We start from the raw sequence: 12271 nt of genomic DNA, 5'->3' as shown, positions 1-12271 counted from the left end.
AGAAGGCGGCAGCAAGCGCGGAACGAGCCCTTCCCTGTCCGGGCTGGGTTCGTCCGCATGTAGCTTCAGCGAGCCCTACAGTCCGCCCTCAGACATCCCGTGCACGGCCGGGATCGTGCCCAACCGTCCTTTCTGGAAGTCCTCGAACGCCTGCTGAAGCTCCTCGCGGGTGTTCATGACGAACGGCCCGTAGTGCGCCATGGGCTCACGGATGGGCTGCCCGCCCAGGAGGACGACCTCCAGGTCCGGCGTGTGGGAGTCCTGCTTCTCGTCCGCGCGGACGGTCAGCGCGGAGCCGGCGCCGAAGACGGCGGTCTGGCCGAGGTGGATCGGACGACGCTCGGTGCCCACCGAGCCGCGCCCGGCGAGCACGTACGCCAGCCCGTTGAAGTCCTCCCGCCACGGCAGGGTGACCTCGGCGCCCGGTGCCACCGTCGCGTGGATCATCGTGATCGGCGTGTGCGTGATGCCGGGACCGGCGTGCCCGTCCAGCTCACCGGCGATCACGCGCAGCAGCGCGCCGCCGTCGGGCGTGGTCAGCAGCTGGACACTGCCACCGCGGATGTCCTGGTAGCGCGGGGCCATCATCTTGTCCTTGGCCGGGAGGTTCACCCACAGCTGGAGGCCGTGGAAGAGACCGCCGGACATGACGAGGGACTCCGGCGGCGCCTCGATGTGCAGCAGGCCGCTGCCCGCCGTCATCCACTGGGTGTCCCCGTTGGTGATGGTGCCGCCACCGCCGTTGGAGTCCTGGTGGTCGAAGATCCCGTCGATGATGTAGGTGACGGTCTCGAAGCCGCGGTGGGGATGCCACGGGGTCCCTTTCGGCTCCCCAGGCTGATACTCAACCTCACCCATCTGATCCATCATGATGAACGGGTCGAGGTGGCGGTAGTTGATCCCGGCGAACGCCCGGCGCACCGGGAAGCCCTCGCCCTCGAAGCCGCTCGGCGCGGTCGTGACGGTGAGCACGGGACGTGCCACGGCGTCTGCGGGCGCTGCCACACGGGGCAGCGTCAGCGGGTTCTCGACGGTCACTGCAGGCATGTCGGTTCCTCCTTGTGCGGCCACTTTAGTTGAGCATTGAACTTTCTGCCAGCCCCAACAGAAGAAGCCCGGAGGGCATTCCCTCCGGGCTCCACGGCACCCACGTGCCGGCTCCTAGCCGTACATCCGGCGCATCGCGAAGTCGACCATCTGCTCGACCGCCTTGGCGTCGAACACCATCCGGTGCTCGCCCTCCATGTCGACCACGAAGCCGTAGCCGGTCGGCAGCAGGTCGATCACCTCGGCGCCGGTGATCACGAAGTACTTGGACTCCTTGCCCGCGTACCGGCGCAGCTCCTTGAGCGAGGTGAACATCGGGATCACCGGCTGCTGAGTGTTGTGCAGCGCCAGGAACCCGGGGTTGTCGCCGCGCGGGCAGTACACCTTGGAGGTCGCGAAGACCTGCTGGAAGTCCTCGGCGGCCATCTGCCCCGTGGTGAAGGCGCGCACCGCCTCCGCGAGCGAGGGCGGCGAGGGCTCGGGGTAGGCCGGAGCCTGCTGGCCGTACCCGCCGACACCGCCGGGCATCTGCTGCTGCGGAGGGACGTACCCCTGCTGTGCCGCCCCACTGTCCATCGGCTGGCCGTATCCGTACATGAGCCACAGCGTACTGACCCGCACGAGGGCTCGGTCACACATGGCGGGATCGGGGTTGCTTCTTATTACCGACGGGTAGCATCATCGGAGCTACTAGTTGGTACGTGAACCAGATGCGAGGAGTCAGTGCCTCGCCGAGCCCTCGACGGGAGCCGTGGCCATGGGGCACTACAAGTCGAACCTCCGCGACATCGAGTTCAACCTCTTCGAAGTGCTCGGACGCGACAAGCTGTACGGCACCGGTCCGTTCGAGGAGATGGACGCCGACACCGCCAGGAGCGTCCTGGAGGAGCTGACCCGCCTGGCGGAGAACGAGCTGGCGGAGTCCTTCGTCGACGCCGACCGCAACCCGCCGGTGTTCGACCCCGAGACGAACACCGCGCCGGTCCCGGCAACCTTCAAGAAGAGCTACAAGGCCTTCATGGACTCCGAGTACTGGCGCCTCGGCCTGCCCGAGGAGATCGGCGGCACCACCGCTCCGCCGTCCCTGATCTGGGCCTACGCGGAGCTGATTCTCGGCGCCAACCCGGCGATCTGGATGTACTCCTCCGGCCCGGCGTTCGCCCGCATCCTCTTCGACGAGGGCACCGAGGAGCAGAAGAAGATCGCCTCGATCGCGGTCGAGAAGACCTGGGGCTCCACCATGGTGCTCACCGAGCCCGACGCCGGCTCGGACGTCGGCGCCGGCCGCACCAGGGCGGTCCAGCAGGAGGACGGCTCCTGGCACATCGAAGGCGTGAAGCGCTTCATCACCTCCGGTGAGCACGACATGGAGGAGAACATCCTCCACTACGTCCTCGCCCGCCCCGAGGGCGCGGGACCCGGCACCAAGGGCCTGTCCCTCTTCCTCGTCCCGAAGTACCTCTTCGACTTCGAGACCGGCGAACTCGGCGAGCGCAACGGCGTCTACGCCACCAACGTCGAGCACAAGATGGGCCTGAAGGCCTCCAACACCTGCGAGATGACCTTCGGCGACCGCCACCCCGCCAAGGGCTGGCTGATCGGCGACAGGCACGACGGCATCCGCCAGATGTTCCGCATCATCGAGTTCGCCCGCATGATGGTCGGCACGAAGGCGATCTCCACGCTGTCCACCGGCTACCTCAACGCACTGGAGTACGCCAAGGAGCGCGTCCAGGGCCCCGACCTGGCGAACTTCATGGACAAGTCCGCGCCCAAGGTCACCATCACCCACCACCCCGACGTGCGCCGCTCGCTGATGACGCAGAAGGCGTACGCGGAGGGCATGCGCGCCCTCGTGCTGCACACCGCCGCGGTCCAGGACACCATCGCGGTCAAGGAGGCGAACGGCGAGGACGCCTCGACCGAGCACGCGCTCAACGACCTGCTCCTGCCCATCGTCAAGGGCTACGGCTCCGAGAAGGGCTACGAGCAGCTCGCCCAGTCGCTGCAGACCTTCGGCGGCTCCGGCTTCCTCCAGGAGTACCCGGTCGAGCAGTACATCCGGGACGCCAAGATCGACACCCTCTACGAGGGCACCACGGCCATCCAGGGCCAGGACTTCTTCTTCCGGAAGATCGTCCGCAACCAGGGCGCCGCGCTGAACTCGATCGCCGAGGACATCAAGGAGTTCCTCGCCCTCGGCACCGGCGGCGAGGACCTGGCCGGCGCCCGCGAGCACCTCGCCAGGGCCGCCGCCGAGCTGGAGGGCCTCGTCGGCCTGATGCTGACCGACCTCGCGGCCACCGAGAAGGACGTCAAGAGCATCTACAAGGTGGGCCTGAACACCACCCGCCTGCTGCTCGCCTCCGGTGACGTGATCGTCGGCCACCTGCTGCTCAAGGGCGCCGCGATCGCCGCCGAGAAGCTCGAGACGGCCTCCTCGAAGGCTGTGTCCTCCAAGGACGCGGCCTTCTACCAGGGCAAGATCGCGGCGGCGAAGTTCTTCGCGGCCAACGTCCTGCCGGGCGTCACCCTGGCCCGCAAGGTCGCCCAGAACGTCGACCTGGACCTGATGGAGCTGGACGAGGCCGCCTTCTAGGACGGGCCCCGGACCGGGCGCCGCCCGCTCCTCACCCGACGAGGGTCCGCTCCCGACACCGGGAGCGGACCCTCGTGACGTCGTTAAGGTGAACCCATGAGTACAAGCCAGCGCTTCGACCGCGGCCACACCGACGACCTGATGTCCTTCCTGGCGGCGAGCCCGTCGCCGTACCACGCCGTGGCGAACACGGCCGAGCGGCTGGAGAAGGCCGGCTTCCGCCAGGTCTCGGAGACGGACGCGTGGGACGGCACGGCGGGCGGAAAGTACGTGCTGCGCGGCGGGGCGATCGTGGCCTGGTACGTCCCCGAGGGCGCGGCGCCGCACACCCCCTTCCGCATCGTCGGCGCGCACACCGACTCCCCCAACCTGCGCGTCAAGCCGCTGCCCGACACCGGGGCGCACGGCTGGCGCCAGGTCGCGGTGGAGATCTACGGCGGCCCGCTGATGAACTCCTGGCTCGACCGCGACCTGGGCCTGTCCGGCCGACTCACACTGCGCGACGGCTCCACCCGCCTGGTCAACGTCGACCGTCCGCTGCTGCGCGTCCCCCAGCTCGCGATCCACCTGGACCGCCAGGTCTCGGCGGAGGGCCTCAAGCTGGACAAGCAGCGGCATCTGCAACCGGTGTGGGGCCTGGGCGACGACGTCCGCGACGGCGATCTGATCGCCTTCCTGGAGGCGGAGGCGGGACTCGCGGCGGGCGAGGTGGCCGGCTGGGACTTGATGACACACTCCGTGGAGCCCCCCGCCTACCTGGGCCGGGACCGTGAGCTGATGGCCGGTCCCCGGATGGACAACCTGCTGTCGGTGCACGCCGGCGCCGCGGCGCTCGCGGCCGTCGCGACGGGGGCGCCGGAGCTGCCGTACATCCCGGTGCTGGCCGCCTTCGACCACGAGGAGAACGGCTCCCAGTCCGACACCGGCGCGGACGGCCCGCTGCTCGGAGGCGTGCTGGAGCGCTCGGTGTTCGCGCGCGGAGGGTCGTACGAGGACCGGGCGCGCGCCTTCGCCGGCACGGTCTGCCTGTCCTCCGACACCGGCCACGCCGTCCACCCCAACTACGCCGAGCGGCACGACCCGACCCACCACCCGCGCGCGGGCGGCGGCCCCATCCTCAAGGTCAACGTCAACAACCGCTACGCGACGGACGGTTCGGGACGCGCGGTGTGGGTGGCGGCCTGCGAGAAGGCCGGTGTCCCCTTCCAGTCCTTCGTCTCCAACAACTCCATGCCGTGCGGCACGACCATCGGCCCGATCACCGCGGCCCGGCACGGCATCCGCACCGTCGACATCGGCGTGGCCATCCTGTCGATGCACAGCGCCCGCGAACTGTGCGCCGCCGACGACCCGTTCCTGCTGGCGAACGCGCTGGTGGCGTTCCTGGAGGGCTGAGCGGCACGGCCTCCCTGTCCATGAGGCGCCGCCTCCGCATGGTCACCCGGCTTGCGGGTACCCGGAGTTGACCGGAAGGGACCGGCACGGCCGGACCCTCCGGATCCGACACCGGACAGGGAGGCGACACTCATGGGCCTCGGCGGCTGCATCATCCTCATCGCCGTGGGAGCCATCCTCACGTTCGCGACCGACTGGCACATGCAGGGAGTCAACCTGCACATGGTCGGCGTCATCCTGATGATCGTCGGCCTGATCGGCGTCACGACGTTCAGCAGCATCTACCGCCGCCGCCGCGTCATGGTGCCTCCCACCACGGTCGTCGAAGAGGATCACCACCACCACGCACGCGACGGCTACAGCGACGGCTACGGCCTCTGAGCCGCGTACCGAGCCGACCCCGCGACCACGGAACATGACGGGCAGACGGCGACAAGCCCGAGCATTCCCGCCGGCCCAACCCCTCGTCGTGTTGTGTGAACATCGTGAAGACTTTCCGCCCTCGACATCATCACGACGGGGGGTGACACGGCGCCGCCGGAGCCCTTGGGGGGTCAGCCCGCCGCGCTCTCGTCCATCCCGGCCAGGACGAGCGGCAGCCGGTCCGTCGCCCCCTCGGTGAGGCGGACCGGAACGCCCCAGTCCTGCTGGTGCACATGGCAGGCGGGGTACTCGTTGGCGGGGTCGTCGTCGCAGGAGGCCGCCATCGCGGAGACGTGCAGGACACCCTCCGCGACGGCGGGGTTCAGCTCCAGCTCGCGGCACAGGTCGGTGTCCGCGCCCTCGCCCTTCAGCAGCAGCTCGGGCGGGGTCGAGGAGACCAGCAGCCGGGTCGACGGCCCGTACCGGGTATCGAGCTTCTGGCCCGCCGGGGCCTGGAAGATCACGTCGAGGCGGAGGCGGCCGGGGGCGACCTCGGTGGCGGAGCGCTGGGTGCGGTGGGCGACCGCCTCGACCCGTACCGCCTCCTCCGGCAGGCGCAGCCGGGTCAGCCGGTGCCGCGCCGACTCCACCACCACGATGTCGTCGCCGACGAGCACCGCGTCGCTGGGCTCACGCAGATCGGTGGCGAGCGTCGTGACCTCACCGGTCGCCGGGTCGTAGCGGCGCAGGGCGTGGTTGTAGGTGTCGCTGACGGCGACCGATCCGTCGGGGAGCGCCGTGACACCCAACGGGTGCTGGAGAAGCGCCTGTTCGGCCGCGCCGTCCCGGTGCCCGAAGTCGAACAGACCCGTGCCGACGGCGGTGTGGACGTGCCCTTCGAGGTCCACCCAGCGCAGGGCGGACGTCTCGGAATCGGCGAGCCACAGCCGGTCGGGCGTGGCCGCGAGCCCGGAGGGCTGCGCGAACCAGGCGTCCGCGCCGGGCCCGTCGACGAGCCCCTCGTTCGTGGTCCCCGCCGTGACGGCGACGCCCCTGTCCGCCGGGTCGTAGGCCCAGAGCTGGTGCACGCCCGCCATGGCGATCCACACCTTGCCGTTCCACCAGGCCACGTCCCAGGGCGAGGACAGCTTCACGTCCAGGGCGGGGCCGGACGTGGCCTCGCCCTGCATCCACTGGTGTCCGGTGCCCGCCAGGGTCGTGCTCACGCCCGTCTCCGGGTCGAAGCGCCGCAGGGCGTGGTTGACCGTGTCGGCGACCACGACGGCGCCGTCCGGCAGGAGCGCGAGCCCCTGCGGCTCCTGGAACCGGGCCCGGTCCGGGCCGCCGTCGGCCATCCCCCGGCCGCCCTGGCCGATCCGCCGCACCACGGTCTCGCCGTCCTCCGCCAGCTCCACCAGCTGGTGCCGGGTGGTGTCGCTGACCAGGAAGTTCCCGGAGGGCAGCAGCAGTGCCTTGCCCGGGAAGCGCAGGGTGGTGGGCTCCGGCTCCGGCGGCACGTACGGCCCGTCGCCGCGGCGCAGGGTGCCCTTCGCCTCGTGCTCGGCCTCCAGCTCCTCCACCAGCCGCTCGATCGCGTGCGCGTGCCCCTCGCCGGCGTGCTGCGCGACGACGTAGCCCTCCGGGTCGATGACGACGAGCGTCGGCCAGGCCCGTACCGCGTACTGCTTCCAGGTGGCGAGCTCCGGGTCGTCGAGCACCGGGTGCTCCACCCCGTACCGCTCCACCGCGTCGACCACCGCCTGGTGCTCCGCCTCATGCACGAACTTCGGCGAGTGCACCCCGACGACCACGACCGTGTCCCGGTGCCTCTCCTCCAGCTCGCGCAGCTCGTCCAGGACGTGCAGGCAGTTCACGCAGCAAAACGTCCAGAAATCCACAACGACGCACTTGCCGCGCAGGTCGGCGAGCGTGAGGTTCTTCCCGCCCGTGTTGAGCCAGCCGCCCTTACCGATCAGCTCGGGGGCGCGTACGCGGGCGCGTCGGGGTGCCGTGTCGTTCATGGGACCAAGGGTGCCACCCGGCGGCGGTGGCCCGTCCGGCGCGGTGCCGTACGGGGTTTGTCGGAGCACCGGCGGCGTCGCGGGGGCGGAGCCGGGGAAGCGGTGAGGACATGAGATTCCTCGTACGCGACCGGATTTTCGGCATCGGTGACGACTACTGGATCGAGGACGAACACGGCCGCAAGGTCTTCCTCGTCGACGGCAAGGCGATGCGGCTGCGGGACACCTTCGAGCTGAAGGACGCCCACGGCCGGGTCCTCATCAACATCCACCAGAAGATGCTCGCGCTGCGGGACACGATGGTGATCGAGCGGGGCGGCGAGGCCCTGGCGAAGATCAGGCGCAAGCGGCTGTCACTGCTGCGCAACCACTACCGGGTGTCCCTGGTGGACGGCACCGAGCTCGACGTCAGCGGCAAGATCCTCGACCGGGAGTTCGCCGTGGAGTACGACGGCGACCTGCTCGCGGTGATCTCCCGGCGCTGGCTGAGCGTCGTGGAGACCTACGGCGTCGACATCGTGCGCGAGGACGCCGACCCCGCGCTGCTGATCGCGGTGGCGGTGTGCGTGATCCACCTGGCGGAGAAGGAACGCGAGCACAGGTAGGCGCCGAGGAGGAGCCCGTGCGCCAGGAGTCGTCCCGGCGCCAGTGAGGACCCCCGTCACTGGACGTGCTCCTGGCGGCGCAGAGAACCCCCGGCGCCAGACACCGTCCCGGCGGCACGGAGAAGCCCCGGCGCCAGACGTCGTCCTGGCGGTGTGGAGAAGCCCCAGCGCTAGACGTCGTCCTGGCGGTGTGGAGGTTCCAGGCCGAGGACCCGGTCCTTCAGGGCCGGGAACTGGTCCCGGGTGGCCTGCACCCTCGCCGGGTCGAGGTCGACCGTGAGGACCTCCTCGCCGGGGCCGGCCTCGGCCAGCACCTCGCCCCAGGGATCCACCACGATCGAGTGACCCGCCTGCGGAACTCCGGCGTGCGTCCCGGCCGTTCCACAGGCGAGCACGAACGCCTGGTCCTCCACCGCCCGCGCCCGGGCCAGCAGCGTCCAGTGCGCACGCCGGCGCTCGGGCCAGCCCGCCGGGACCACCAGGGTCTGCGCGCCCGCGTCGACGAGCCCGCGGAAGAGTTCGGGGAAACGGAGGTCGTAACAGGTCGCGAGGCCCAGGGTGGTGTCCGGCAGAGGGACCGTCACCAGTTCCCGCCCCGCGCTCATCAGCACAGCCTCGCCCTTGTCGAAGCCGAAGCGGTGGATCTTGCGGTAGACGGCGGCCAGCTCACCGGAGGGGGAGAAGACCAGGGAGGTGTTGTAGAGGGCGTCCGCGCCCCCGGCCGGATCGCCGTCGGACGCGACGCGTTCGGGGATCGAGCCGGCGTGCAGCCACACGCCCGCGTCGCTCGCCGCCTTGGCCATCGCCTCGTAGGTGGGGCCCTCCAGCGGTTCGGCCTCGCGTTCGAACTCCTCGAAGGCGAAGGCCCCGGTGGTCCACAGCTCCGGGAGCACCACGAGATCGGCCCCGGCCTGCTCGCACACCAGTGCGGCCACTCGCCGACGCCGCGAATCGACCGATTCGCCCTCGTCCACGGCAATCTGGATCAGCGAAGCGCGCACACTACCACCGTCCTGGCACTCGAGTCGTCCGGACAGGCCTACGATCGTCACACGAAAGCACTGCCGGGCTGCCTCACAGCAGCGTAACTTGGGGGTACCTCCTGCTCGTAGCGGAGCGAGAACCGGGGGGAGTTCCAAGACACCCGCCGACCGCAGCCACCTCCCACTGGCAATGCCATCACATCCTGCCCGTGTACCGACCGCCGAGGGGTCCCGTTCCGTGAGTCTGCATCCCACCCTCCAGCCCTACGCCGATGCCTGGACCCACTCCGTCGAGGCGATATCGGAGCTGATGCAGCCCCTGGTGGAAGCCGACTGGAACCGGCGCACCCCGTGCCCCGGCTGGTCGGTCCGTGACGTGGTCTCGCACATCATCGGCATGGACTGCGAGCTGCTGGGCGACCCGCGGCCCATCCACGCGCTGCCGCGCGACCTGTTCCACGTCACCAACGAGCACCAGCGCTACATGGAGATGCAGGTCGACGTCCGCCGCCACCACACCTCGCCGGAGATGACCTCCGAGCTGGAGTACACGATCATCCGCCGCAACCGCCAGCTGCGGAACGAGGCCCGCGACCCCGGCACCAAGGTGCGCGGCCCGCTCAGCGCGGAGATCACCCTCGAAGAGGCCATGCGCTACCGGGCCTTCGACATCTGGGTGCACGAGCAGGATCTGCGCGTGGCCCTCGGCCGGCCCGGCAACCTCGACTCGCCGGGCGCCCACGTCGCCCGTGACCATCTGCTGGCCGCCCTCCCTGACGTGGTCGCGGCCAAGGCGGACGCCCCGCGCAGTTCGGCGATCGTCTTCGACGTGCACGGCCCGGTGGAGTTCCTGCGCACGATCCGCGTCGACATCCAGGGCCGCGGCACCCTGGAGACGGCCCCGGCCCTCGGCCCGGCGGCGACCCTGGCGCTCGACTGGGAGACCTACGTACGCCTGGCCTGCGGCCGGACCACCCCGGATGCGGTCGCGGACCGGGTGAAGACGGAGGGCGACCTGGACCTGGCGGAGGCGATCCTGCGGAACTTCGTGGTGACGGCCTAGGGCCGTGACCGGGGCGGTTGGTGGCCGCGGACGGATGTGCTTCCCCCGGAGTGAGCCGGATCTGCCGTGCTCCGGCGGCCGGGGGCAGGCGCCGCTCGGTCGCGGCGGCGGTGGGCGCACCCGCTCCCGTCCGTCCCGCGTCGGCGGCTCGACGCGCCGTCACGCCGGCACGTGCACCGTCTCCACCCGGCTGGCGACCAGCCGCTCCCGCTCCCGGCGGGCCGCCTTCCTGCGCAGCCGCAGGATCTGGCTCACGCCCAGCGCCTGGAGCACGAACATCACCGAGAAGGCGATCCGGTAGTCGTCCCCGGTCGCGTCCAGCAGCACCCCGACCGCGAACAGCGTCGTCATCGAGGCCACGAAGCCACCCATGTTGGTGATGCCCGACGCCGTCCCCTGGCGCTCCGCCGGATTCGCCGGGCGCGCGAAGTCGAACCCGATCATCGAGGCCGGCCCGCACGCGCCGAGCACCACGCACAGCACGACCAGCAGCCACACCGGCGCCCGTCCGCCCGGATACGCCAGCGTCACCGCCCACATGGTCGCGGTCGCCGCCACCGTGCCGAGCGCGAGCGGCAGCCGTGCCGCGTGGTGCCGGGCGACGATCTGCCCGTAGACGAGCCCGACGGCCATGTTGGACACCACGACGAGCGTGAGAAGTTCCCCCGCGTCCGCCCGCGACAGGCCCTGGGCCTCGACCAGGAACGGCAGCCCCCACAGCAGCAGGAACACCATCGCCGGGAACTGCGTGGTGAAGTGCACCCACAGCCCGAGCCGCGTCCCGGGCTCCCGCCAGGCCGCGGCGATCTGCCGACGTACGTAGACGGCGCCCTGGTGGGGCATCGGCTCCGGCTCGTGGCCCTCGGGGTGGTCCTTGAGGAACAGCACCAGCAGGAGCAGCACCACCGCTCCGGCCAGCGCACTGCCCGCGAAGGCCGCCGTCCAGCCCACCCCGTGCAGCAGCCGGGCCAGCACCAGCGTGGACACCAGGTTGCCGGCCATTCCGACCAGTCCGGCCATCTGGGCGACCAGCGGACCGCGCCGGACGGGGAACCAACGGGTGCCCAGCCGCAGCACGCTGATGAACGTCATGGCGTCCCCGCAGCCGAGCAGCGCGCGCGAGGCGAGCGCGGTGCCGTACGACGGGGAGAACGCGAAGCCGAGCTGGCCGGCCGTGAAGAGCACGGCGCCGATGGCCAGCACCTTCTTGGTGCCGAGCCGGTCGACGAGCAGACCGACGGGTATCTGCATACCGGCGTAGACGAGGAGTTGGAGGATCGAGAACGTCGACAGAGCCGAGGCGCCCACGTGGAAGCGGTCGGCGGCGTCGAGGCCGGCGACGCCCAGGGACGTGCGGAAGATGACGGCGACGAAGTAGACGGCGACGCCGATGCTCCACACCGCGACGGCGCGTCGGCCGCCGGGCGGATCGCCGGGCAGGGCGGCAGGCGAGGAGGCCGACGAGGACGAGGCGCTCACCGGACCTCACCCCGCGCGAGGTGGGAGAACCAGTTGACGTGCCGGTGCACGACCTCGACGGCCGCCTCCGCGTCCCCCGAGCGCAGCGCGTCCAGGATCTGCTCGTGCTCGGCGAGCGTCTTGGCGAGCCGGTCGGGGTGGGAGTGCATGACGGCGACGCCCATGCGCAGCTGCCGGTCGCGCAACTGGTCGTAGAGCCGGGACAGGATCTCGTTGCCGCCGCTGCGGACGATCTCGGCGTGGAAGCAGCGGTCGGTGACGGCGGCCGCGGCGAAGTCACCGGCGGCGGCCTCCTTCTTCTGCTTCAGCAGCAGTTCCTCGAGCCGCTCGATGAGCCCCGGCGGCGCGGGTACGGCCTTCCTGGCCGCGTGCTCCTCGACCAGTTGCCGGGTCTCGACCACGTCGGCGATCTCCTGTGCGGAGACCGGCAGGACGAGGGCGCCCTTCTTCGGGTAGAGCCTGATGAGCCCCTCGACCTCGAGCCGCAGCAGAGCCTCGCGCACGGGCGTGCGCGACACGCCGACGGCCTCGGCCAGCTCACCCTCGGTCAGCAGGGTGCCGCCCTGGTAACTGCGGTCCAGGACGGCCTGTTTGACGTGCGTGTACACGCGGTCGGCGGCGGGGGGCTGTTTCACGGCCATGCTCATGCCCACAGCATAGATACAACACGTACGCAAGGCCCGCCCCATCCAGCATGCGGACCATACGGGCCCGAC

Annotated in this window: 11 protein-coding genes; 5 read left to right on the top strand and 6 right to left on the bottom strand. The window is 70.7% G+C overall.

All coding sequences use genetic code 11. The features are described 5' to 3' along the window. Window positions 1-75: 75 nt before the first annotated feature. Window positions 76-1047 carry a pirin family protein gene (locus OIE49_RS18665; protein WP_326803302.1) on the bottom strand — a complete coding sequence of 324 codons (972 nt, stop codon included), beginning with the start codon at window positions 1045-1047 and terminating at the stop codon, window positions 76-78. Window positions 1048-1161: 114 nt separating this feature from the next. After that, the gene (locus OIE49_RS18660) at window positions 1162-1644 is read right to left on the bottom strand and encodes an SseB family protein (protein WP_100568576.1); all 483 of its coding nucleotides are present in this window, start codon (window positions 1642-1644) and stop codon (window positions 1162-1164) included. Between the two features lie 160 nt (window positions 1645-1804). Between OIE49_RS18660 and OIE49_RS18655 the strand changes: the two genes are divergently transcribed. From OIE49_RS18655 to OIE49_RS18645, 3 genes are all read left to right on the top strand, one after another. Then, the gene (locus tag OIE49_RS18655; protein WP_326803301.1) at window positions 1805-3646 is read left to right on the top strand and encodes an acyl-CoA dehydrogenase; all 1842 of its coding nucleotides are present in this window, start codon (window positions 1805-1807) and stop codon (window positions 3644-3646) included. 96 nt (window positions 3647-3742) lie between these two features. Next, window positions 3743-5041 (top strand): M18 family aminopeptidase, encoded by a 1299-nt coding sequence (locus OIE49_RS18650; protein WP_326803300.1) that lies wholly within the window; start codon window positions 3743-3745, stop codon window positions 5039-5041. 132 nt (window positions 5042-5173) lie between these two features. Then, entirely contained in the window at window positions 5174-5422 is a 249-nt protein-coding gene (locus OIE49_RS18645) for a DUF6458 family protein (protein ID WP_100568324.1), read from the top strand. A 173-nt stretch (window positions 5423-5595) separates the two neighbouring features. Here OIE49_RS18645 and OIE49_RS18640 read toward each other — a convergent pair whose 3' ends face one another. Further along, entirely contained in the window at window positions 5596-7425 is a 1830-nt protein-coding gene (locus OIE49_RS18640) for an NHL domain-containing thioredoxin family protein (RefSeq protein WP_326803299.1), read from the bottom strand. A 110-nt stretch (window positions 7426-7535) separates the two neighbouring features. Between OIE49_RS18640 and OIE49_RS18635 the strand changes: the two genes are divergently transcribed. Continuing rightward, on the top strand, window positions 7536-8030 hold the full coding sequence (locus tag OIE49_RS18635) for an LURP-one-related/scramblase family protein (protein WP_100568322.1): 495 nt from the start codon (window positions 7536-7538) through the stop codon (window positions 8028-8030). 170 nt (window positions 8031-8200) lie between these two features. Here OIE49_RS18635 and OIE49_RS18630 read toward each other — a convergent pair whose 3' ends face one another. Next, window positions 8201-9031: a carbon-nitrogen family hydrolase gene (locus OIE49_RS18630; RefSeq protein ID WP_326803298.1), complete on the bottom strand. Its 831-nt coding sequence runs from the start codon at window positions 9029-9031 to the stop codon at window positions 8201-8203. A 220-nt stretch (window positions 9032-9251) separates the two neighbouring features. Here OIE49_RS18630 and OIE49_RS18625 point away from each other — a divergent pair, with 220 nt between their 5' ends. Next, window positions 9252-10076 carry a maleylpyruvate isomerase family mycothiol-dependent enzyme gene (locus tag OIE49_RS18625; protein ID WP_326803297.1) on the top strand — a complete coding sequence of 275 codons (825 nt, stop codon included), beginning with the start codon at window positions 9252-9254 and terminating at the stop codon, window positions 10074-10076. A 159-nt stretch (window positions 10077-10235) separates the two neighbouring features. Here the strand turns inward: OIE49_RS18625 and OIE49_RS18620 are convergent, their stop codons facing one another. Together OIE49_RS18620 and OIE49_RS18615 are read right to left on the bottom strand one after the other, a co-directional pair. Beyond that, a complete protein-coding gene (locus OIE49_RS18620; RefSeq protein WP_326803296.1) occupies window positions 10236-11555 on the bottom strand; it encodes an MFS transporter in 1320 nt (439 codons plus the stop codon). After that, window positions 11552-12202, bottom strand: a complete 651-nt coding sequence (locus OIE49_RS18615) for a GntR family transcriptional regulator (protein WP_100568575.1) — start codon at window positions 12200-12202, stop codon at window positions 11552-11554. Before OIE49_RS18615 ends, OIE49_RS18620 begins: the two co-directional genes overlap by 4 nt. Window positions 12203-12271 lie beyond the last annotated feature (69 nt).

The organism is Streptomyces sp. NBC_01788 (assembly GCF_035917575.1).
Classification (GTDB): Bacteria; Actinomycetota; Actinomycetes; order Streptomycetales; family Streptomycetaceae; genus Streptomyces.
This window is presented reverse-complemented; position numbering and strand designations above follow the sequence as displayed.

Coding starts and splice junctions, on each gene's coding strand:
- OIE49_RS18665 (WP_326803302.1), bottom strand. CDS start 1,047: ATGCCTGCAGTGACCGTCGAGAACCCGCTGACGCTGCCCCGTGTGGCA.
- OIE49_RS18660 (WP_100568576.1), bottom strand. CDS start 1,644: ATGTACGGATACGGCCAGCCGATGGACAGTGGGGCGGCACAGCAGGGG.
- OIE49_RS18655 (WP_326803301.1), top strand. CDS start 1,805: ATGGGGCACTACAAGTCGAACCTCCGCGACATCGAGTTCAACCTCTTC.
- OIE49_RS18650 (WP_326803300.1), top strand. CDS start 3,743: ATGAGTACAAGCCAGCGCTTCGACCGCGGCCACACCGACGACCTGATG.
- OIE49_RS18645 (WP_100568324.1), top strand. CDS start 5,174: ATGGGCCTCGGCGGCTGCATCATCCTCATCGCCGTGGGAGCCATCCTC.
- OIE49_RS18640 (WP_326803299.1), bottom strand. CDS start 7,425: ATGAACGACACGGCACCCCGACGCGCCCGCGTACGCGCCCCCGAGCTG.
- OIE49_RS18635 (WP_100568322.1), top strand. CDS start 7,536: ATGAGATTCCTCGTACGCGACCGGATTTTCGGCATCGGTGACGACTAC.
- OIE49_RS18615 (WP_100568575.1), bottom strand. CDS start 12,202: ATGAGCATGGCCGTGAAACAGCCCCCCGCCGCCGACCGCGTGTACACG.